The sequence below is a fragment of the Roseateles sp. genome, from assembly GCF_049240545.1.
GTDB lineage: Bacteria > Pseudomonadota > Gammaproteobacteria > Burkholderiales > Burkholderiaceae_C > Paucibacter_A.
On the sequence record NZ_JBMLSK010000389.1, the window covers coordinates 20,109 to 40,793 of the forward strand.

General features: G+C 63.2%; 17 protein-coding genes. 5 read left to right on the forward strand and 12 right to left on the reverse strand.

Features of this window, described 5'->3' with window-relative positions:
• Positions 1-56 precede the first annotated feature (56 nt).
• Together ACOVRJ_RS23565 and ACOVRJ_RS23570 are read left to right on the forward strand one after the other, a co-directional pair.
• Positions 57-1,253 (forward strand): ribonucleotide-diphosphate reductase subunit beta, encoded by a 1,197-nt coding sequence (locus ACOVRJ_RS23565; RefSeq protein WP_422046258.1) that lies wholly within the window; start codon positions 57-59, stop codon positions 1,251-1,253.
• Positions 1,254-1,565: 312 nt separating this feature from the next.
• Positions 1,566-2,195 (forward strand): histone, encoded by a 630-nt coding sequence (locus ACOVRJ_RS23570; RefSeq protein ID WP_422046259.1) that lies wholly within the window; start codon positions 1,566-1,568, stop codon positions 2,193-2,195.
• Positions 2,196-2,359: 164 nt separating this feature from the next.
• Here ACOVRJ_RS23570 and ACOVRJ_RS23575 read toward each other — a convergent pair whose 3' ends face one another.
• The 12 genes from ACOVRJ_RS23575 to ACOVRJ_RS23630 all read right to left on the reverse strand — a co-directional run bounded on the left by ACOVRJ_RS23575 (position 2,360) and on the right by ACOVRJ_RS23630 (position 14,472).
• The gene (locus ACOVRJ_RS23575; RefSeq protein WP_422046260.1) at positions 2,360-3,559 is read right to left on the reverse strand and encodes a DUF3426 domain-containing protein; all 1,200 of its coding nucleotides are present in this window, start codon (positions 3,557-3,559) and stop codon (positions 2,360-2,362) included.
• A gap of 72 nt (positions 3,560-3,631) precedes the next feature.
• Positions 3,632-4,525 (reverse strand): 50S ribosomal protein L11 methyltransferase, encoded by an 894-nt coding sequence (gene prmA / locus ACOVRJ_RS23580; protein WP_422046283.1) that lies wholly within the window; start codon positions 4,523-4,525, stop codon positions 3,632-3,634.
• A 29-nt stretch (positions 4,526-4,554) separates the two neighbouring features.
• Positions 4,555-5,904 (reverse strand): acetyl-CoA carboxylase biotin carboxylase subunit, encoded by a 1,350-nt coding sequence (accC, locus tag ACOVRJ_RS23585; protein ID WP_422046261.1) that lies wholly within the window; start codon positions 5,902-5,904, stop codon positions 4,555-4,557.
• Positions 5,905-5,913: 9 nt separating this feature from the next.
• Positions 5,914-6,378 (reverse strand): acetyl-CoA carboxylase biotin carboxyl carrier protein, encoded by a 465-nt coding sequence (gene accB / locus ACOVRJ_RS23590; RefSeq protein WP_422046262.1) that lies wholly within the window; start codon positions 6,376-6,378, stop codon positions 5,914-5,916.
• 83 nt (positions 6,379-6,461) lie between these two features.
• Complete coding sequence (gene aroQ / locus ACOVRJ_RS23595; protein ID WP_422046263.1) at positions 6,462-6,905, reverse strand: type II 3-dehydroquinate dehydratase; 444 nt, start codon at positions 6,903-6,905, stop codon at positions 6,462-6,464.
• Positions 6,906-7,082: 177 nt separating this feature from the next.
• Positions 7,083-7,622 (reverse strand): TlpA family protein disulfide reductase, encoded by a 540-nt coding sequence (locus ACOVRJ_RS23600; RefSeq protein ID WP_422046264.1) that lies wholly within the window; start codon positions 7,620-7,622, stop codon positions 7,083-7,085.
• Positions 7,619-8,221, reverse strand: coding sequence for a hypothetical protein (locus tag ACOVRJ_RS23605; protein ID WP_422046265.1), 603 nt, complete (start codon positions 8,219-8,221; stop codon positions 7,619-7,621). Before ACOVRJ_RS23605 ends, ACOVRJ_RS23600 begins: the two co-directional genes overlap by 4 nt.
• A 5-nt stretch (positions 8,222-8,226) precedes the next feature.
• Positions 8,227-8,988 (reverse strand): transglycosylase domain-containing protein, encoded by a 762-nt coding sequence (locus ACOVRJ_RS23610; RefSeq protein ID WP_422046266.1) that lies wholly within the window; start codon positions 8,986-8,988, stop codon positions 8,227-8,229.
• Positions 8,985-9,836 carry a shikimate dehydrogenase gene (aroE, locus tag ACOVRJ_RS23615; protein WP_422046267.1) on the reverse strand — a complete coding sequence of 284 codons (852 nt, stop codon included), beginning with the start codon at positions 9,834-9,836 and terminating at the stop codon, positions 8,985-8,987. Before aroE ends, ACOVRJ_RS23610 begins: the two co-directional genes overlap by 4 nt.
• A 9-nt stretch (positions 9,837-9,845) precedes the next feature.
• Positions 9,846-10,706 (reverse strand): TonB family protein, encoded by an 861-nt coding sequence (locus tag ACOVRJ_RS23620; protein ID WP_422046268.1) that lies wholly within the window; start codon positions 10,704-10,706, stop codon positions 9,846-9,848.
• Between the two features lie 2 nt (positions 10,707-10,708).
• Positions 10,709-12,757 (reverse strand): ribonuclease catalytic domain-containing protein, encoded by a 2,049-nt coding sequence (locus ACOVRJ_RS23625; RefSeq protein ID WP_422046269.1) that lies wholly within the window; start codon positions 12,755-12,757, stop codon positions 10,709-10,711.
• Positions 12,758-12,795: 38 nt separating this feature from the next.
• Positions 12,796-14,472: a serine hydrolase domain-containing protein gene (locus ACOVRJ_RS23630; RefSeq protein WP_422046270.1), complete on the reverse strand. Its 1,677-nt coding sequence runs from the start codon at positions 14,470-14,472 to the stop codon at positions 12,796-12,798.
• Positions 14,473-14,601: 129 nt separating this feature from the next.
• On the opposite strand from ACOVRJ_RS23630, the gene ACOVRJ_RS23635 reads away from it, so the two are divergent.
• The 3 genes from ACOVRJ_RS23635 (at position 14,602) to ACOVRJ_RS23645 (ending at position 20,685) form a co-directional block, all read left to right on the forward strand.
• Complete coding sequence (locus ACOVRJ_RS23635; RefSeq protein ID WP_422046271.1) at positions 14,602-16,782, forward strand: prolyl oligopeptidase family serine peptidase; 2,181 nt, start codon at positions 14,602-14,604, stop codon at positions 16,780-16,782.
• A gap of 232 nt (positions 16,783-17,014) precedes the next feature.
• Positions 17,015-18,970, forward strand: coding sequence for a phosphate transport regulator (locus ACOVRJ_RS23640; protein WP_422046272.1), 1,956 nt, complete (start codon positions 17,015-17,017; stop codon positions 18,968-18,970).
• Entirely contained in the window at positions 18,967-20,685 is a 1,719-nt protein-coding gene (locus tag ACOVRJ_RS23645) for a PEP/pyruvate-binding domain-containing protein (protein WP_422046273.1), read from the forward strand. The genes ACOVRJ_RS23640 and ACOVRJ_RS23645 overlap by 4 nt, the downstream gene beginning before the upstream one ends.

A 20,685-nucleotide genomic window follows, 5' to 3' on the forward strand; every position in this document is an offset into this window, starting at 1 on the left:
AGTCCTTGGTGTTTGAACACAACACTCTGATAATTCGACTCGATAGGAAAAGCACCATGTTGGTTTGGGACGAAGACCAGAAACCCGCTGAAAAATCTGCCGCAAATTTCGCGGCATCTACCGCATCCGGCTCGGCCGGCCATGCGGCTCCTACCGTCTCTTCGATTGCTGCGCCTGCAACTGGCAGCGCAGCACCTCAAGCGGCTGCGGCCCTAACGCCGAGTGCCCCCGCAGGCCACCGCGTCAAGGCGGCTGACAAGCGCATCATCAACGGCCAGACTGACGTTAATCAGTTGGTGCCTTTCAAGTACAAATGGGCTTGGGAGAAGTACCTCGCCACCTGCGCCAATCACTGGATGCCGCAGGAAGTGAATATGTCGCGCGACATCGCCTTGTGGAAAGACCCGAATGGTCTGTCCGAAGACGAGCGCCGCATCATCAAGCGCAATCTCGGCTTCTTCGTGACCGCCGACTCGCTGGCCGCCAACAACATCGTGCTGGGCACCTACCGCCACATCACGGCGCCCGAGTGCCGCCAGTTCTTGCTGCGCCAGGCCTTTGAAGAGGCAATCCACACCCACGCCTATCAGTACATCGTCGAGTCCTTGGGGTTGGATGAGTCGGAGATCTTCAATGCCTATAACGAAGTCAAGTCCATCCGCGACAAAGACGAGTTCCTGATCCCCTTCATCAACGCGATCATGGACCCGAGCTTCAACACCGGCACGGTCGAAAACGACCGCACGCTGTTGAAGAGCTTGATCGTGTTTGCCTGCTTGATGGAAGGCTTGTTCTTCTATGTGGGCTTCACGCAGATTTTGGCGATGGGCCGTCAGAACAAGATGACCGGTGCGGCTGAGCAGTACCAGTACATCTTGCGTGACGAGTCCATGCACTGCAACTTCGGCATTGACTTGATCAATCAGCTGAAGATGGAGAACCCGCATTTGTGGACCGCTGAATTCAAGGCCGAGATCAAGGCCTTGTTCATGAAAGCGGTCGAGTTGGAATACGCCTATGCTGAGGACACCATGCCGCGTGGCGTGTTGGGTCTGAACGCATCGATGTTCAAGGGCTATCTGCGTTACATCGCCAATCGGCGCGCGACCCAGATCGGTCTGGAGGAGTTGTTCCCTAACGAGGAAAACCCCTTCCCTTGGATGAGCGAAATGATCGATCTGAAGAAGGAACGCAACTTCTTCGAAACCCGCGTCATCGAGTACCAATCCGGTGGCGCATTGTCCTGGGACTGAGCCCGGACAAGCTTCAAGCCCCGCGGCTTGAAGCTTGCCTGGCTCAGGTTCAATCACCTGCAAGTGATTGAGCTGATTGCTTTGCAGCGTGTGCAGCAGCCAGCCGTCCCAGTTTTTGAAGGATCAAATCGATAGATGAAATTTGCAAGTGATCGTCTGCCGCCCTTGAAGGCGCAAACGAAGGCTTGCTACCCAATTCACCGCACCGGGGCGCCAACCTTTAAGCGACATCTGGGTGGTGAATAACTGCGCTGCAGCGGCCCGTCCGTATGTGGGCAGTGCTCTTTCCACTTGATCAAGGAGAACTGAAACATGGCAACTGCAAAGAAGGCTCCGGCCAAGAAGGCCGCAGCACCCAAGGCCGCCGCACCCGCAAAGAAAGCCGCCGCACCTAAGGCTGCCGCAGTGAAGAAGGCTGCTGCTCCTAAGGCCGCTGCACCCGCGAAGAAGGCTGCTGCTCCTGCGAAGAAGGCTGCCGCTCCTGCGAAGAAGGCCGCTGCACCTGCGAAGAAGGCTGCCGCTCCTGCGAAGAAGGCTGCCGCTCCTGCGAAGAAGGCTGCTGCACCTGCGAAGAAGGCCGCTGCACCTGCGAAGAAGGCTGCTGCACCTGCGAAGAAGGCTGCTGCACCTGCGAAGAAGGCTGCCGCACCTGCGAAGAAGGCTGCCGCTCCTGCTAAGAAGGCTGCTGCTCCTGCTAAGAAGGCCGCTGCTCCTGCCAAGAAGCCTGCTGCCGTCAAGAAGGACGCAACGCCAGTCAAGCCACCGGTCAAGACCGTTGCTAAGACTGCCGCTCCTAAGGCCGCTCCTAAGGCTGCTGCCAAGCCTGCTCCAAAGGCTGCCCCTAAGAAGGCTGCAGCCAAGCCGGCAGCCGCAGCTCCCGCAGCCAAAACTGCACTGAGCCCGCAAGCCGCCTGGCCGTTCCCAACAGGCAACAAGCCCTGAGCTTCATCGAAGGCCTAGGCTGAGTCAGCTTGGGCCTCGCGATGACAAACCCAGCTTCGGCTGGGTTTTTTGTTTGTGGTGTGGCCGTTGTGCCGCGGGTCGCGGTCGATTTCCAGTTTGAGCCTTGCAGAACTTGGCGGCGCAGCGCCATCAAAGGCCCGTGCTCAGGGGTAAAAAATCTCCACGCTGTAACCGCTGACCTTGAGCGTGCCGGTGGAGAGCAGGGTTTGCAGGTTCAGCTCAGATCCGGCGGGCAGCGTCGCTTGCTGCGCGTGCAAGTCTGTGGGGCGGAGGCTGCGCTTGGCGAGCACGGTGCCGCTCGCGTCGGTCAGGCTGAGTTCCACCCACGGCGTGGCAACTTCAGCACTGCCTTTGTTGCGAAGTCCAACCAGCAACTTGTAGTGGTTGTCGGGGCCCGCCAGGTTCAAGGCGCTGGATTCCACGCTGATCGATTCGATGTGTTGCCAGGCCTGCAGCTCGCAGGCGGCCATGCGGCAAAGCGAGCTCAAGGCGGGGCGCAAAGCGGGTTGTTGCGCCGCCAATGCATCGCGGAAATGCAGAGTCGCCTGCAGGCTCAGCAAAGCCGTGAGCAAGAGCCCCGTGACACTCAAGCCCGCGCGCACGGCGGGACGCCGCCAAAAGGACTGACTGGGCTTGGTGCGGAGGAACTCCGGAACCGGGCTGCTCTTGGCTTCGGCGTCCTTGTTGCTGGCCGGCTTGCTGGGCGGGTTCAGGGCTTCGCCCGGTTCTGCCTTGGCCGTTGAAGCCTTCATCAAGCTGGGGCTGAGCATGACGTCTGGGCCGTCCCCCATTTCTATCGCGCCTACCTGTGGCGCCTCGATGTTGCGGCTTGGTGTAGTAACCGGAGTGGGGGCAGGGGCTTGCGCATCCTCGGGCACCCATTGCGGCTCGAGGCGCGAATCCAGCCTGGAGTCGATGCGAGCTTCTTCCACTCGGATGGGGTCTAGAGCAAGCGCGTCATCTGAAGCTGGAGCGGCCGCGAACTCGCTGGGTCTCGCCTTGCTTGCAACCCGGATCTCTGGCTCGGGATCCTGGCTGGGTTGCCAAGAGTCGTGTGGTTCTTGGGGGGCGGGCGATGGGTGCCGGCTGTGCTGTGTGGGCTCGCTGGGTTCGTCGTGCCAATCCTTCACGGATGGCGGCGCTTCGGCTGTAACCGGAGCAGGTGCAGGGCTCTGTGCCGGCCATGCGGGCGGCGCTTCACGGTCGATGTCGAACAATTGTTCGCGGGCATCAAACACTTCGGCGCAGCGACCGCAGCGAACCCAGCCTTCGGAGACGCGAAGCTGATCCTCCACCACCCGAAAGATGGTGCCGCAAGCGGTACAACGGGTGGCGAAACTCATGGCGCCATCATGCCATGAGTCTGCCTTGGATCAAGCCGAAGTTGCCGTGGACTTGCGAAGTCACGACCGGGTTCAGACGCGCTGCGCCGTCATCAGGATCCAACCCTCTTCTTCGTCGCTGACCTCAAGCTTCAGCCAAGGCGCATAGGCTTCCTTCAGCTCATCGGCCTGGCGCGCCAGAATGCCGGCGAGCACCAAATGAGCCCCGGGTGCCAAATGCGCTGCCAGCAAGGGCGCCAGCAGTTTCAAAGGCGTGGCCAGGATGTTGGCCAGCACCAAGGGGTACTCGCCTTGTGCTGCATCGGGCAGGGCTGCCTTCAGCGTCACCTGATTGGCTTTGGCGTTATCTTGGCTGGCCGTGATGGCGGCCGGGTCAATGTCCACGGCGTCAATGTTCTGCGCGCCATGCAGCGCCGCACCGATGGCCAGAATGCCGGATCCGCAGCCGTAGTCGAGCACGCGGGTCCATGTGGGGCTCAAGGCGGCGTGTTGTGCAATCCAGCGCAAGCACATGCGTGTGGTCGGATGGGTGCCCGTGCCGAAGGCCAGGCCCGGGTCCAGTCGCATCACCTGCTTGGCTTGCTCGGGCGCCTGGTGCCAGGAGGGAACAATCCAGAACTCAGGCGTGATTTCCACCGGCGCAAACTGCGACTGGGTCAGGCGCACCCAGTCTTGCTCGGCCACGGCCTGAATCGCTTGCACATGCACATCGGCCGCCCAGTCCTGGCTGAGGATCAGCGTGGCGCATTCGGTCGCCTGCTGCTCGTCGGGAAACAAGGCCTTCACGACCGAGCGCTGCCAGCCGCCCTTGGGCGCGGGCATGCCCGGTTCGCCGAATAAGGCTTGTTCAGCGTCGGTATCTGCATCGGCGTCTTCGACCGACACGGCCAAAGCGTCGAGCTCCATCAAGGCGTCGCTGACGATCTCGACATCATCCTCGCCGCAGATCAGCAGCAACTCGTGCAGCGTCGCCGGGTTCGGGTCCTGCGCGTCGCTCATCGCTTGTGCTGGCTCATCCAGCCCTCGAGGTAGTGGATGTTGGTGCCACCTTCGACAAACTTGGCGTCCACCATCAACTCGCGGTGCAGCGGGATGTTGGTCAAGATACCTTCCACCACCGTCTCCGACAAGGCGATGCGCATGCGCGCCAACGCTTGTTCACGGGTGTCGCCGTGAACGATGATCTTGCCGATCATCGAGTCGTAATGCGGTGGCACGGTGTAATTGGTGTAGACATGCGAGTCCACTCGAACGCCCGGGCCGCCGGGTGCATGCCACATGGTGATGCGGCCGGGGGACGGTGTGAACTTGAAGGGGTCTTCCGCATTGATGCGGCACTCGATCGAGTGACCGCGCATCACGATATTGCGCTGTGTGAAGGGCAGCTTTTCGCCGGCCGCCACCTTGATCTGCATCTGCACGATATCGATGCCCGTCACCAATTCGGTGACCGGGTGCTCCACCTGCACACGGGTGTTCATCTCGATGAAGTAGAACTCGCCGTTCTCGTACAAGAACTCGAAGGTTCCCGCGCCGCGGTAATTCATCTTGCGGCAAGCAGCGGCGCAGCGATCACCGATCTTCTCGATGATGCGGCGTGGAATGCCGGGTGCCGGGGCTTCTTCCAGAATCTTCTGGTGACGGCGTTGCATCGAGCAGTCGCGTTCGCCCAGCCAGACAGCGCTCTTGTGTTGGTCGGCCAGCACCTGAATCTCGATATGGCGAGGATTCTCGAGGAACTTCTCCATATAGACCTGCGGATTGCCAAAGGCAGCGCCGGCTTCGGTGCGAGTCATCTGCACCGCATTGACCAAGGCCGCCTCGGTGTGCACCACGCGCATGCCGCGACCACCACCGCCGCCGGCGGCCTTGATGATGACCGGGTAGCCGATCGAGCGGGCAATCTTGATGATCTCCCGCGGGTCTTCCGGCAGTGCGCCTTCCGAACCCGGCACGCAAGGCACGCCTGCGCGGATCATGGCCTGCTTGGCCGACACCTTGTCGCCCATCATGCGGATGGATTCGGGGGTCGGGCCAATGAAGGTGAAACCACTGCGCTCGACGCGCTCGGCAAAGTCAGCGTTCTCGCTCAGGAAGCCGTAGCCGGGGTGAATCGCTTCGGCATCGGTCACCTCGGCGGTGGCGATGATGGCCGGCATGCTGAGGTAGCTTTGCGAAGACGGCGCGGGGCCGATGCAAACCGCTTCATCGGCCAGCTTGACGTACTTGGCATCGCGGTCAGCCTCGGAGTAGACGACCACCGACTTCACGCCCAACTCGCGGCAGGCGCGCTGAATGCGCAGCGCAATCTCGCCCCGGTTGGCAATCAATATCTTTTTGAACATCGCGAATCCTTATTCGATGACGAACAAGGGCTGACCAAACTCGACCGGTTGGCCGTTTTCGCACAGGATCTTGGTGATCGTGCCGGTCTTGTCGGCTTCGATCTCGTTCATGATCTTCATCGCTTCGATGATGCAGATCGGATCGCCTTCCTTGATGGACTGGCCGATTTCTGCAAAAGGCTTGGCGTTCGGGCCGGAGGCGCGATAGAAGGTGCCCACCATCGGCGATTTGACGATATGGCCGGATTCGACCGGAGCGGCCACGGGTGCTGCGGCCACCGGGGCGGCAGCGGCTGCAGCCACCGGAGCTGCTGCCGCGGGGGCAGCAGCGGGGGCGGCCATCATCATGGGCACGGCCACAGAGCCGTCGGACTTGACGATGCGCACCTTGCCGTCGGCTTCGGTGATTTCAAGTTCAGAAATATTCGACTCGGACACCAGGTCGATCAGGGTCTTGAGCTTGCGCAGATCCATAGGGTTTCTCCAGCGAGTTTGATTATTGTGTTTTGTTGACTAAACGGCATCGTCCACCGACGCCCCGGCATGAATCGGAAGAGTCAGACGGGGCTGCGGAGCTTCTCAATCGCGTAACTCAGGGCCAGTTGGTAGCCCTGGGCGCCCAGCCCGCAAATCACGCCATCGGCGAGTGCGGAAAAAAAGCTGTGGTGCCGGAAAGTCTCGCGCTTGTGAATATTGGACAGATGAACTTCGACGAAGGGCAGGGCCACTGCGGCCAGCGCATCGCGCATGGCGACACTGGTGTGGGTGTAGGCCGCCGGATTGATGATGATGAATCGGCAACCGTCACTGCCTGCCGCTTGAATGCGATCGACCAAGGCACCTTCGTGGTTGCTTTGGAAGGATTTTAGTTCAAACCCTGCATTGGCTGCCTTCTCGGCGAGATCTGCATCGATCTGCGCCAAAGTTTGCGAGCCATACACCCCAGGCTCGCGGGTGCCGAGCATATTGAGGTTGGGTCCGTGAATAACGAGAATCTGCATCAGCGACGCGGTGTGACCCTGCTTGGCGCATGGTGCGCCGGTTAGAGTGAAGACACTAGAAGCGGAAAAGGGCGAACTTTACGCGTTTTAAGCGGACTTCGACGCAAGACGCCAGAAATAAATCGCTTGACCCTGAGCTGCAGATGAGCTTAACAAACTAGGGGGTGGGCGAGGACGTCAAGAGTGCTTGACCGCCATTTGCTGCAATTCGGCCAAGCTGGTGGCACCCAGTTTGCGCCAAACCACCTCACCGGAACTGCCAAAGGCCACGCTGAACGGCAGGCCGCCCTGGCTGTTGCCGAGTTTGCGGCTCAAGTCGGTGCCGGTCAATCCGGCCAAACCCAGTGCAATGTCGAGCGGAATCTTTTTCAAGAACTCGCGGACCGCGCTGGGCGAATCCACCGCCAGGCCCAAGACCTGCCATCCGCGCGCTTGGAATTCCCGCTGGAACTGTCCGAGTTCGGGCAACTCCTTGACGCAAGGCGGGCACCAGGTGGCCCAGAAATTCAAAAGCAGCGGTTTGCCTCGGAATTGGCTTGCCAGCAACTCGCCGCCTCCGAGCATGTCAAAGCGGCTGACCCAAAAGTCTTGGGCGGGGGCAGACAAGGCTGCGGGTTGCCGCTTCAGTGCCGCGGCCACGCCCAACCCTGCGGCCCCGGCGCCGGCCAGCGTCAGCAGCAGTTTGCGCCGTGTGTTGCTTTTGTTCTGTGTCGTCATGCCGTTTCCAATAGCTTTCGCAGGGCCGTCAAATCGCCGCGTTCACTGCGGCCGTTTGCATCGGTTTTCAATGCGCCGCGCAGATCATCGAAGTCGAGAATGCTCAAATGCAAGGTCACGAGTTCGTTCAAGGCGGGGCAGGAGGCGGCGAAGGAAAGCACGTCAATGTCGCGACCTTTGGGGCCGCTCAGGGCGCCCACTTCGTAGTCCATGCCCTGATTGATCAAGGCGATTTCAGCGGATTTGCTGTCATCGCAGTAGAGCTGCAGATGGATATTGGATAGCCGGGTGGCCGTACCTCGCCACACCGCGCCACACAAATGGGGTCGAAACTCAGCCAGCCGCTCCATCCAAACGGCGGCCAGTTCGCGCAGCGCAGCCAGTTCAGCCGGTTGGGTGTCGGCGCAAAACAAGGCCAGATAGTCGCGGACTTCCTCTTCCAGCTCATCATTGCTGGGCAGCGGCGCGCGGCCGTTGCGCGGCAAGCCCAGTGTTTTCAAGGCTCTTTGCTTGGCGGGGCCGTACTCCAGCCCTTCTTCCACCACCAGACGGGCGGCTGTGGCGGCAATTTCGGCGGTGATGGTGTTGTCGGAGGGCATGGGAATCAGGGCAGCTCTACAGCCGGCATGCGGGCCTCGATGGTAGCGGCGCGCGAAATCACATAGGGCGAGGAAGGGCGTTTCTCGAAGCGCTTGGGCGCGGGCAGCATCACCGCCAAGCGGGCTGCTTGGGCGGGTGACAGCTGCCGGGCATCCACCCGAAAGTAGTGGCGTGCCGCCGCCTGGGCGCCGAACACGCCTTCGCCCCATTCGACATTGTTGAGATAGATCTCCAGGATGCGCGCCTTGCTCAGCATCGCTTCCAGCATCATCGTGATGATGAATTCCTGGCCCTTTCGAGCCAGATTGCGCTCGCCACTGAGGAAGAGGTTTTTGGCCAGTTGTTGAGTGATGGTGGAGCCGCCGATGACTTTGGGGGGGCGCGCCGCTGCGCGGGCCTTGGCGGCGGGGCTGGCCTGGGCGATGCGTCGCTCGGCCTTGGCTTCTTCACGCTGGTTGCGATTCCAGGCTTTTTCAAGGGCATCCCATTCGACACCGCTGTGTTCGACAAAGCCGGCGTCCTCGCTGGCGATGACTGCGCGTTTCAGGTGTTTGGACAGAGCGGCGTCATCCACCCATTGCTGGCTCCAGTCGATGCGCTGCTGTTCGATGGCCAAACGCCAGGCTTCGGAGCGTTCAAAGGTGGTGGACTGCGGCGCCAGCACATTCATCAAGGCAATGCGCCCCGCAAAATAGAGCTGCAAGGCCAAGGTGCCCAGCAGCAGCAGGGCCAGCAAGCGCAGCAAGAACCGCCCGAGCATCTTCATGGGGTTGGCTTTTTGTCGATCGCCTGGCGCAGCGAGTGCAAGACCGGCGCGGTGTCGGGGCGGCGGCCGCGCCAAATCTCGAAGGCTTCGGCGGCTTGTTCGACCAACATGCCCAGGCCGTCGCGTGCCTCTGCGCCCTGGCTGCGCGCCCAATCCAGAAAGGGCGCTGCAGCGGGGCCATACATCATGTCGATCACCAAGGCCTGGGGAGCGAGGGCCTCCGGTCCGACGGGCACGGCGGCGCCCGCCAAGCTGGCGCTGGTGCCATTGATCAGCACATCAAAGCCGCTGCCGCAGTCTTGCAGGTTCGAGGCACTGAGCTTGACGCCCATCTCCGTGGCCAAGGCTTGGTGCGATGCGCGCAGCGACTCGGCCTTGTCCGCGCTGCGATTCGCGACTTGTACTTCCGCCGGCCGCGCAGAGATCAAGCTGCCCAGCACGCCAGCGGACGCGCCGCCCGCGCCAAGCAAGAGCACGCGCCGGCCGGCCAGCGGACGTTGGGCGTTGTGTTCGATATCGCGCAGCAGACCGGCGCCGTCGGTGTTGTCGCCGAACCAGCCTTCGGCGTCGAAGCGCAAGGTATTCACCGCACCGGCCAAGCGCGCGCGGGGACTCAGTCGGGCGGCCAGGTCATGGGCCTCAAACTTGAAGGGCACGGTGATATTGCAGCCGCGTCCGCCGGTCGCGGCGAAAGCCTGAACGGTGTTGGCAAAGGCGTCGAGCGGGCAGAGCAGGCGCTCGTAGACCAAGCTTTGGCCGGTTTGCGCGGCAAAGGCGGCGTGGATGTCCGGTGAGCGGCTGTGGGCCACCGGGTTGCCGGCGACGGCGTAACGGTCAACTGCGGTCATGCTTGGGATTCAGGGTGACGAAGATGGGCTGAGGCTGGTTTCCAGGCCTTCTTCCCGGGTGAATCGAAAGCGGGAGGTGATCACCAGCACCTCGGCGCTTTGCAGCATGGCCTTGCTGAAGACGCCGAATGGTCCGGCTGCCCGCACGATCGCTTCGGCGCGGCTGTCCAGCACCGGGTTGCCCGAGGAGCTGACGATATCGGTCTCGATGACGCGGCCGCGCTGGTTGACGTGGATATTCATCGTCAGTTCGCCGTAGAGCTTCTTGCCTTTGTTTTCTGGGAAATCGCGTGTGCCCCGCGCTTCGACGCGACGACGCAGCCCGTCGTAATACTGGGCATAGACCACCTCGCGGGTGGCGGGGCTGACGTAGCGCTTGCGCGGCCGGGCACTTTCTTCGTTGACGCGCTTTTCGATCTCGGCGAGCAGCTGCACCAACTGCCGGCGCCGTTCGACCTGATCTTGCGTCGCCGCTTCTGCCCGCTCGCGTGTCGGGTCGGGGATGGGCATGGCCGCCAATTCGCGCCGCACCAGAGCCAGCAATTGCTGCTCCTGCTCGCGCAACTGGGCGATCTGGGCGCGCTGGGTTTCGCTGGCGTCGCCCACCTCCAGCTGTTTAGAGGGTGGCAAGGGGGAGGTGGACCGGCCTTTTTCCTGCTCACCGCCACCCGCCAGATTGGCCTGGGCCAAGGCCAGAGCCTTGGCGGGGGCATCATTGGAGCGGCTATTGACCAGTACCACCTCCAGCGGCGTGTCCTGAAAAATGCGGTTGAAGCGCTCCGGGTCCACCACACGCAAGCTCAGCAGGGCGCCGTGAACGCCCAGCGAGATCAGCAATGCGAGTTGGAGGGTGGAGAGCTTGCCGGCCATCGTCAGGTCGGGGTCGCCTCGGGGCTGTTGGGCGAAGCGCCTGCCTCTTCTTCCAGCGGCGCCATGTCCAGCGCCAGGGTCAGCGGGCCAGCGCCTTCCTCTTCCTCTTCGCCCGAGTCTTCGTCGCTCGCGGCAGGCAGGGCTTCATCCAGACGTTCGATCAGCGTGGCGTGCACGTCCAGTGTCATCTCGTCGGTGCCGGTGATGCGGACCCGCACATGGGCGCCGCGCGCCAGCGGCTCGCAGCCCAGGGCCTTGAAGACCAGGGGCAGCTCATCAGCCCGCACCAGGCCGTCCTTCATCACCGTGGCGGTCAGCTCGGTGATCTGGTTCTGCGCCAAATAGCGCAGCGTCCAGAAACGCTCGATGCCATTCTGGAAGCCGTTGTAAGCGGCATAAGCCGCATCAAAGCCCGAGATGATGGAGAAGAGATTGGCGTCCTTGGGCTTGAAGGGCGCGACCAGCGCTGCAGTGCGGCCATTGCGAACGCAGGCAATGATTTGCCATTGGTTCACCAAGTCCACATAGCGGCGCAAGGGCGAGGTCGACCAGGTGTACTGGGCCACGCCCAGGCCGGCATGTGGCTGGGCGCGTGTGCCCATGCGCACCTTGACGCCGGGCGCCATGCTGGCTTGGCTGCGGTAGATGCCGGGCAGGCCCATGTCGTTGAGCCAGCCGCCCCAGGTGGAGTTGGCCAGAATCATGGCCTCGGCCACGATCAAGTCCAGCGGCGCGCCACGGCGGCGGGTGCTGATGCTGACGGTCTCTGTGCCCTTGGGCTCATGCTCGCCGTTCGAGTCGAGACGGAAGTTGTAGTCCGGCCGGTTGAAGTTCTCCGGCTTGCCGCGCACCACTTCGCGCTGCGCCTTCAAGCTGTTGGCCAGACGGAAGGCAAAGGCCAGCTCGGGCGCAAAAGCGTAGTCGGCCGGCGCTTCACCGGTCAGCGTGGCGGCGGTGATCACCTCGTCCAACTTGTCGTGGCGCAGATTGGCGGTGATGGGCACGCGCTCCAGCTTGGTCTCGCTGCTCTTCACCGCCAGCGTGGCTTCGTCCAGCGTCACATACAAAGACACGGCCGGGCAGGCGCGGCCTTCGATCAGGGTGTAGGCCTGCACCACCTCGTCCGGCAGCATGGTCAGCTTCCAGCCCGGCATATAGACGGTGGACAGGCGCTCGCGCGCCACCTTGTCGATGGCTGAGTCGGGCGTGAAGGCCAGGCCCGGCGCCGCGATGTGAATGCCGAAGATGACCTCGCCCGTGCCCAGGCCTTGCACCGACAAGGCATCGTCGATTTCGGTGGTGGCTGAATCGTCGATCGAGAAGGCGCTGACGCTGGAGAGCGGCAACTCGTCCTTGATCTTCGGTGCGCTCAGGGCCGGGAAGCCCACGCCCTTGGGGAACTGCTCGAACAAGAAGCGCTTCCAGTGGAACTGGTAGGCGCTGGTGATGGCGCCGGCGCCTTGCAGCAGGTCCAGCGGCGCTTTGTGCGAACGCTGGGTGGCCAGCACCACGGCCTTGTACTCGGGGCCGTTTTTGTCTGGCTTGAACAGAATCTTGTAGATCTGGTCGGCAATCGGCGTCGGGCAGCGGCCCGCCACCAGCTCGGTCGCCCATTCCTCGATCTGCAGCGCTTGCAGGCGCTTGCGCTCCAGGCCCAGCAAAGCGGCCTTGACCACTTCCTCGGAGGCCTTTTTGAACTGGCCCTTGCCGGCGCGGCGGAAGTAATGCGGCGCCTCAAAGCATCGGAACAGCGCGGCGACCTGGTGCGCCACGCTGGCCTTGGCGTCGAAGTATTCGCGGGCCAGGTCGGCAAAGCCGAACTCGGCCTCGGGCGCGAACTCCCAGGCCAGATCCAGATCGATCTCTTGCGCCAAGCGCTGGCCCTCGGCGATCAATTCGGCCGGGCTGGGTTTATCAAACTTGAGCAGCACATTGGCTGCCTTGACCTTGACGCGCTTGCCCGATTCCAACTCGACCTGCATCGAGCTATCGGCTTCAGACATCACGCGGCCGGCGAGAAATTTTCCGGCTTCATCGAACAGTGCAAACATATGGGCGGCATTGTCGCTGATCGCCGGGCGGTGGCTTGTCACATGCGCTGGAAGCGGATGCCGCGCGCCTGATCGCTGTCATAGACGAAGCCTTGCAAGCGGCCTTGCGTGTCGCGTTCCAGGCGCAGCGTGAAATTCAAGCCGTGCAAGAGGTCCGGGCTGAGGACCTGCAGAACTGGGTCAGCCAAACCGCGCGAGCGCAGGATCAATCCCTGGGCGCTGTCCAGCACTAGGGTCCATTCGGTATTCAGCTCGGTGCTTTGGTAGCGCCCCACCAGAGCCTTCAAGCTGGCGTCGTCCGCCTGGTAGTTGGCGAGTCGACGAAACACAAGGGGGCGTTCGATGCCCGCTCTGCGCAGCGTCAGTCCTTCTTCGATGCGGGTGATTCGGGTGCGGCCGCTGCTGGTTTGCACTCGATCAGCGCTCAGGGCCTGCAGCGGGAGCATCGCGTCATCGGCGTCCCATTGCAGCAGCCCTTTGTCGTCGAGTGTGAGGTGCAAGACTTCGCTGCCCTGGTCTTCTAGGTAACGGCCCACAAAGCCTTGGGCAGCGACTGGCGACAAAGCCACGCTAGGCGGGGCAGGCGGCAAGGGCTGCAAATGGCGCGCTAGCACCAGATCAATGACCTGCTCTGCCAAATCCACCGGGTTGGCTTCGGCGCTGTTGCAGGTCAGCGCCAGGCCAAGGCGCTGTTCTGGAAATCGCATATAGACGGCCCGGTATCCCGCCCAAGCACCGTCGTGCTGAATCCGCGTCAAACCCCGGTACTGGTCGCGCTCCAGCCCGTTGGCATAGCCCAGCGCCTGGCCATTGCTCAATTGGCCGGGGGTTTGCAAAGTGCGCAGCAAATCGGGCGGCAGCACGCGGGGCTGATCCAACTCGGCATCCCACAGGGCCAGGTCTTGCACGGTGGACTGCACCGCGCCGTCGCCGGGCTGATTCCAGTTCGCCATATTGATCACATAGCGGTCTTGCTGCTGCCGATAGGCGCTGGCCCGGCGCGGCACCACCTGGGTGTGGTCGGTTCGGACATGGGTGCTCGCCATGCCCAGGGGTTTGAAAACGCGTTGCTGCAGCAGCGCGTCAAGACTTTGCCCGCTGACCCGCTGGGCCACCAAGGCGGCAAGAAAGTAGCCGCTATTGCTGTAGCTGTAGTGGCTGCCGGGTGCGAAGTTGAGTCCGCGCTGGGCGCTCAAGAGGCGCAGGGCGTCCGCATCTTCGGTGACGTCTTCTTCTTTGTAGCCGGCCAGCAGCATCAGCTCGTTGTAGTCGCGCAGCCCGGCGGTGTGCCACAGCAGTTGCTGCAAGCTGATCGTCACCCCCAGGTCGGGCAACTCGGGCAAGTAACGCCGCACGTCATCGTCCAGGCTCAGCTTGCCGTCGCGGGCCAGCATCAGCAAGGCCAGCGCGGTGAACTGTTTGGAGGTAGAGCCAATGTCAAACACCGTGTTCGGCTGGATGCGCACGCCATGGTTCAGGTCGGCCAGGCCGTAGCCGCGGGCGTAAAGCATCTTGCCGTGACTGAACACGCCAAGGGCGCAACCCGGGCTCTTGGCGTCGAACTCGGAGAAGACTTGGTCGATGCGCTTGGGTTTCAGCTGAAAGCTTGCCGTGCTGCCCGCCGCCTCTACTTGGGCCAAAGGGCTCAGGGTCAGCGAAAGGGCAAGGCTGCGCAAAAGCAGTTGGTGTTTGCGAGTGTGTAGCTTGTTCTTCATGGTCGGCTCGGCGAGGCGGCCGGATGATAGCGCCGGGGTCACCTTCAGACCAGGCCCTCATCGTGCGTACACTGTTTCGCTTCGAATTCGCCGTTACCGCGGAAGCTCGTTTTGAACGACAGGCCAAAAATGAAACCCAGCATCCTCATCCAGTCCGCCCTTGTTGCCGCCCTTTGCGCTTCGTTTGCTGCGCAAGCGCAAAGCCCTTATCCCGCCACACCGGTCAAGCCCGTGACCGATGTGTATCACGGCACCGCGGTGGTGGACCCCTACCGCTGGATGGAAGACCAACAGTCGCCCGAGATGCAGGCCTGGATGCGTACCCAAGCCGACTACGCCGCTGGCGTGCTGGCCGAGTTGCCCGGGCGGGCGGCCTTGCGCGCACGTTTGGGCGCGCTGGCCGATGCGGGCGAGAGCACCGGCGGCTATGAGATGGTGGCGGGCCGCTTGTTTTACTTCAAGCGCAAGCCCGGCCAAAACCAGGCCAGCTTGTGGATTCGCGAGGGCCTGGAAGGTGCCGAGCGCGAGTTGCTGGACCCGAACAATCTGCCGGGTGAGCCCGGCAAGCATGCCGTCGACTGGACCAGCATTTCGCCGGACGGCAAGCTGATGGCAATTGGCCTGTCCAAGGGCGGCTCTGAGAACAGCGTGCTGCGCGTGCTGGACACCAGCACCGGCAAGTTCCTGCCCGACACCATTGACCGCACCGGCTTGAACGAAGGCGGCATGGCCTGGCTGCCCGATGGCAGCGGCTTTATCTACAACCGCCATCCGGTCGAGGAGCGCTACAACAAGAGCGCCCTGTTCTTGCACAAGCTGGGTCAGGACCCAGCCAAGGATGTGGCGGTGTTCGGTTGGGAAGCCAACAAGAAGATCAAGTTCGAAGTGCCCGACCTCTTCCATGTGCATGTCAGCAAGGGCTCGCCCTGGGTGCTGGCCGAGGTCTTGCATGGTGACGCGGCGGAGCGCTCCTACTGGGTGGCCAGCCTGGATCAGGTGCAAAAGCGGGGTGGTCAAGCGGCCTGGCGCCAGATCATCTCGTCCAATGGCAAGATCACCCGTGCTGCGCTGGCAGGCAGCACCGTCTATGCCCTGAGCCAGAAAAAGGCCTCCCGCCGGGATCTGCTCGCCCTGGATTTGAAGGCGACCAAGCCGGTCTTCAAGACCGCCATGGCGGCGGGCGACAGCGTCTTGCAGGAGCTGATGCCGGCGCAAGACGCGGTGTATGTGAAGTCGCTGGACGCCGGCGTGAGCAAGCTCTGGCGCGTGGGGCACGCGCATGGCAAGGCGGCTCAAGTGAGCACCGTGGCCCTGCCTTTTGAAGGCACGCTTCGCAATGTCACGCCGCTGAAGGGCGGCGAGTTGCTGGTCTTGCTGGAAGGCTGGACCCAAGCGCCGCAAAGCCTCTTGCTGCAAGCCGGCGGCAAGCTCGACGCGCCGGCCCGCAAGCTGGACATTCAAAAGACCTTGGCTGTGGATGCCTCGGGCGTCGACGCGCGCCGGGTCATGGTCAAGAGCCATGACGGCGTGATGGTGCCTTTGTCTATCGTCGCGCCCAAAGGCGTAGCGCTGGACGGCAAGCGCCCCACCGTGTTGACGGCTTACGGCGCTTACGGCACCACCCAGGAACCGCGTTTTTCTGCCACCCGTCTGGCCTGGCTGGAGCGCGGCGGCGTGCAGGCGGTCTGCCATGTGCGCGGCGGCGGCGAGCTCGGTGAGGAATGGCATCGCGGCGGCTATATCGCCACCAAGCAAAACACGGTGTCGGACTTCATCGCCTGCGCCGAATGGCTGATTGCCAACAAATACACCTCGCCCGCCACGCTGGCCGGCACGGGTGGCAGCGCCGGCGGCATCACCATCGGCGGCGCAGTGACGCAGCGGCCGGAGCTGTTCGCCGCGGCGCAAAGCGCGGTGGGCCTGTCCGATATGTTGCGCATGGAGTTGACGCTGAATGGCGCGCCGAATATTGCCGAGTTCGGCACGGTCACCAACCCGGCGCATTTCAAGAGCATGTATGCGATCAGCCCTTACCACCGTGTCAAGGACGGCCAGAACTATCCGGCCGTGATCGTCACCACCGGTGCCAACGACCCGCGTGTGGAAGCCTGGATCCCGTCGAAACTCGCCGCTCGCATGCAGGCCGCCAATCCCGGAAGCTTCAAGAGCCGCCCAGTGATCCTGCGCGTGGACTTTGAAGCCGGCCACGGCATGGGCTCCAGCGTGTCGCAGCGCCTGGACGAAACCGCCGATGTGTGGAGCTTCTTCCTCTGGCAATTCGGCGACGCCGCGTTCGCGCCGAAGCGCTGAGGCAAAGCCTATGGATCCAGGCACTTGGGCCTGGTTGAATCGGAACGGGCCAGCTTGCAGGTGGCCCGTTTTTTTTCGTCCGGCCGCTGGCTGGCTTTGAGGCAGATCAAGCGCAGGGCAGGCAAGCGGGGCGTTCAGCCCGCTGTCAAGCGGCTGTAACAGCCTTGTCACGGGGTGCTGAACATACTGGCTGGACCTTGTCACCTGAAGCCGTTTCGCCCCGGCTGTCGTCATGCAAAAGTCCGATGCTGTTGCTTCCTTGGGTCAACACAGTTTGCTCTTGCCCGCCTGGGTGAAGACCGCCTTGCTGGCCAATGACCGTTTGAAACTGTGCCTGACGGTCTTGCAGGCCGCGGCCAGCCATGCCATGGCGCCCAAGCAGGCCTTGCCTGATTTGCACCATGAAATGATGGCGGCCAGCTTGGACGCCGCTTGGTTGCGGGACATGCCGGCCCAGGCCAGCCGCGAGGGCGAGGATGTGCTGCTGCCCGATCTGCCGCGTCTGGCCACGCAACTGGCCCAGGATCTGGCGCTGATGGCCCGGCCGCTGCTGCAAACCGAAACCGATCGTCGCACCCGAGAGCGGGTGGCCCATTGGAGCTCGGCCTTGGAGGCCATTCACGACGAGGTGCTCAGCCCCGCCTTGTTGCGCAGCCTCAGCCATGGTCACCGCGCCAAGCATGGCGATGCGGAGGACGACAGCCTGCACCTCTTGGTGATGGATCTGCACAAGCAGCTCAATCATCTGGCCGCGAGCCTGGCCAGCGAGTTGATTGAGGGGGCGCATGTCTGGGCCTTGCAAGAAACCGATCGCCCGCGTGTGGCGGCCTTTATGCGCGGCCTGCACCGCACCGCCGCCTTGAAGTTTGACCACCCCGGATTGGATACGGCCGCCACCCGTGACGGCGAGCGCCTGCTGATCCAAAACGATATTGGCACCAATGACGCCCATGTGCTGGTGCTGCAGATCGAGGGCTTGGCCATCAGCCTGACCTATTCCGATCTGCACAAGCCCCGTTTCGAGTTCTTCCAGGCCCAGCTGGCCGCGCATGGCGCGCAATGGTCAACTCCGGAGGCCCGGGTGTCGGCCGGACTCAACCAGGGTGAGGCTTATCAGTTGGGCACGGCGCGCTTCCAGGCCGAAGACGAAGCCCAGTTGCAGGCGATGCTGGAGGGCGTGGCCTCACGCATTGTTTTCTTGATCGACTGGAACCGCGCTCGCAAGCGCTTGATCCATTTTGTCGGCAAGCGTGAGGCGATCGCGGTGCTGGCCGAAGCCGCCCGGCAAGAGATCGGCCATATGGCCTGGCTGAAGGCCGGTGGCGAGCGCATGTTGTTTGAGGCGATGCAGGCGCTGGGGGCCGATGCGTTTCGCATCGGTGATCGGCTGGATGAGGTCTTGGGTCAGGGGGGCGCCCAGGCCTTCTTGCTCGAGGTCTTGCGCATGGCCTCGCAGGCTTTGCTGCAAAACCAGCCGGTCGCCTTGGTGGCCGATGAAACACGCCTGCTCTTGGCGCGGCAGTTGCAAAAACGCGCGCCGGAGTTCGATCTTTTGGCCGAGCATGCGGCCTATTGCCAGACCCTGGCCGAGGGGGTCAGTCAAGCCTTGGCGCATGGCTGGGAGCATGACAAGGAGGCGGCGGCCAAGCTGGCCCAGCGTGCCAAAAACTGGGAGCGTCAGGCCGATCATTTGGTCATGCAGGGGCGGGAGCGGGCGCGCCGCCAGCCGCGCTGGGCCCCTTTTGCTGCTTTGCTGCAAACCACTGACGATGCGGCGGATGCGCTGGAGGAATCCGCATTCTTGTTGAGCCTGATTGCTGACCACCACCATCAGGGCTGGAACCGTGAGCTGCGTGACTGCCTCTCGCAGCTGGCCCAGGCGGTGCTGCATGCGACCCAAGAGCAGGTCAAGGCGGTGGCGGTGGCGCGGGGGCTCAATGCCGCCAGCGAAGCCGCCGAGCATGACGAGTTCGTGGCTGCCACCTGGCAGGTCTTGCGCGCCGAGCGCCAATGCGATGAGTTGCTGCGTTCGGCCAAGCGTTGCATGGCGGCGGAGCTGTCCAACGCGGCCGCCCTGATGCTGGTCAACGATCTGGCCAATCAGCTGGAGTTGGCCTCGGACCGCCTGCTCAACGCGGCCTATGCCCTGCGCGAGCTGGTGTTCAGCAAGACCGAGGTGGGCGCATGAACTCGCTGAAACTGAACGCACCGAACCAGCCCGGGCTGCACCCCGAGCTCTACCTGATGGGCTGCGCCGGCCCGACGGGGGCCCGTGAGCCCAGCCCGCAGCGCCTTGGCTTCAAAGCCTTCAATCTATTGCGCATGGCGCAGATGGGCCTGCCGGTGCCGCCGGCCTTCGTTCTGGGGACGCATTTTTGTGCCAACAGTGCGACTCAGGCCGAAGCCACCCAAGCGAGTCTATGGGCGCCGGCCTTGCAGGCCCTGGAGTCGGCCAGCGCCGGCTTGCGCTTTGGATGTGCGGCCCGGCCTTTGCTGCTGTCGGTGCGCTCCGGCGCGCCGGTGTCCATGCCCGGCATGATGGAGACCCTGCTCAATATCGGCTTGAACGATGAGACGGTGCAAGGCTTGATCCGGCAGACCGGCAACCCGCGGCTGGCCTGGGATGCCTACCGTCGCTTGGTCGCCAGCTTTGGCGAAGTGGTGGCGGGCCTGCCGGCGGCCTTGTTTGAAGATGAGCTGAAGCTGCTGTGTGCCGGGCGCGATGAACGCCAGCTGGACTTTGCCGAGCTGCGGGGCTTGAGTCAGCGCTATTTGCAGCTCTACCTGCAAGCCACGGGGGAGGCGTTTCCGCAGTCGGCGCAGCTTCAGTTGCAGCAGGCGATTGCTGCCGTGTTTGCCTCCTGGCAATCCGATAAGGCTTGCAGTTATCGCGCCGCACATGGGATTGCGGCGGCGATCGGAACGGCCGTCACCGTGCAAGCGATGGTGTTCGGCAACGCCGGCGCGCGCTCGGGCGCGGGTGTCGGCTTCACACGCGATCCGCGCAGCGGCGCCGCCGGTCTTTGGGTGGACTTTCTGTTCAATGCGCAGGGCGAAGACGTGGTCTCAGGCCGTCGCAGCGCCCAAGGGCATGAACAGTTGCAACAGGTCTTGCCGCAGCTTTGGGACGAGTTGCAACAAGCCTGCGCCCGACTGGAGCGGCAGATGGGGGATATGCAGGACTTTGAATTCACCGTCCAGGATGGACGTTTGTTCATGCTGCAGACCCGAGATGGCAAACGCACGCCCCAGGCCCAGGCGCGCATCGCCTTGGATCTACTGCGCGAAGGCGTGATTGACCTGCCCACCGCCCAGCTGCGCTGTCGCGGCCTGGATGCCGAGCGTTTACGGGTCAGCCGCGTGGTGGCACTCGATGGCCAAGCGATGGCGCCCATCGCCCGCGCGCAGGCCGCCAGCAGCGGTGTGGCCATGGGCCAGATTGTTTTGGACGAAGCCGGGGCGCTCGCGGCCCAGGCCGCCGGCACGCCAGCGATCTTGCTGCGGCGCGATGCCGAAACCGGCGACAGCGCCGCGCTCGCGCTGACCTTGGGCCTGCTGACCCAGAACGGCGCACGCACCTCGCATGCGGCGGTGGTGGCGCGGCAGATGGGCAAGGTTTGTCTGGTCGCCTGCGAGGGCTTGCGAATCGACGAGGCCCGCCGCGAGATTCGTATCGGCGAGCTGTGCTTGAGCGAGGGGGACTGGATCAGCCTGGATGGCAATGAGGCCTGCGTCTACCCGGGGCAGGTGCAAACCGATTGGTGGTGCCCACCGGGCCTCTTGGACGAACTGGCGCAATTGCAGCAGTCAGCAACGCAGGCGAACGCTCAGGGAACCGCTCCGCCCGCCGCCAAGGTGGATCCTGACCGTGATGCGCAAACGCCGCAGTTGCAGCCGGTTTGA

Bases quoted from the DNA above. Each gene is read 5' to 3' on its own strand.
- ACOVRJ_RS23575 (WP_422046260.1), bottom strand. From the start codon at position 3,559: ATGAGTTTCGCCACCCGTTGTACCGCTTGCGGCACCATCTTTCGGGTG.
- ACOVRJ_RS23570 (WP_422046259.1), top strand. From the start codon at position 1,566: ATGGCAACTGCAAAGAAGGCTCCGGCCAAGAAGGCCGCAGCACCCAAG.
- ACOVRJ_RS23640 (WP_422046272.1), top strand. From the start codon at position 17,015: ATGCAAAAGTCCGATGCTGTTGCTTCCTTGGGTCAACACAGTTTGCTC.
- aroQ (WP_422046263.1), bottom strand. From the start codon at position 6,905: ATGCAGATTCTCGTTATTCACGGACCCAACCTCAATATGCTCGGCACC.
- ACOVRJ_RS23605 (WP_422046265.1), bottom strand. From the start codon at position 8,221: ATGCCCTCCGACAACACCATCACCGCCGAAATTGCCGCCACAGCCGCC.
- aroE (WP_422046267.1), bottom strand. From the start codon at position 9,836: ATGACCGCAGTTGACCGTTACGCCGTCGCCGGCAACCCGGTGGCCCAC.
- ACOVRJ_RS23630 (WP_422046270.1), bottom strand. From the start codon at position 14,472: ATGAAGAACAAGCTACACACTCGCAAACACCAACTGCTTTTGCGCAGC.
- ACOVRJ_RS23625 (WP_422046269.1), bottom strand. From the start codon at position 12,757: ATGTTTGCACTGTTCGATGAAGCCGGAAAATTTCTCGCCGGCCGCGTG.
- ACOVRJ_RS23620 (WP_422046268.1), bottom strand. From the start codon at position 10,706: ATGGCCGGCAAGCTCTCCACCCTCCAACTCGCATTGCTGATCTCGCTG.
- ACOVRJ_RS23645 (WP_422046273.1), top strand. From the start codon at position 18,967: ATGAACTCGCTGAAACTGAACGCACCGAACCAGCCCGGGCTGCACCCC.
- accC (WP_422046261.1), bottom strand. From the start codon at position 5,904: ATGTTCAAAAAGATATTGATTGCCAACCGGGGCGAGATTGCGCTGCGC.
- ACOVRJ_RS23610 (WP_422046266.1), bottom strand. From the start codon at position 8,988: ATGAAGATGCTCGGGCGGTTCTTGCTGCGCTTGCTGGCCCTGCTGCTG.
- ACOVRJ_RS23565 (WP_422046258.1), top strand. From the start codon at position 57: ATGTTGGTTTGGGACGAAGACCAGAAACCCGCTGAAAAATCTGCCGCA.
- ACOVRJ_RS23635 (WP_422046271.1), top strand. From the start codon at position 14,602: ATGAAACCCAGCATCCTCATCCAGTCCGCCCTTGTTGCCGCCCTTTGC.
- ACOVRJ_RS23600 (WP_422046264.1), bottom strand. From the start codon at position 7,622: ATGACGACACAGAACAAAAGCAACACACGGCGCAAACTGCTGCTGACG.
- accB (WP_422046262.1), bottom strand. From the start codon at position 6,378: ATGGATCTGCGCAAGCTCAAGACCCTGATCGACCTGGTGTCCGAGTCG.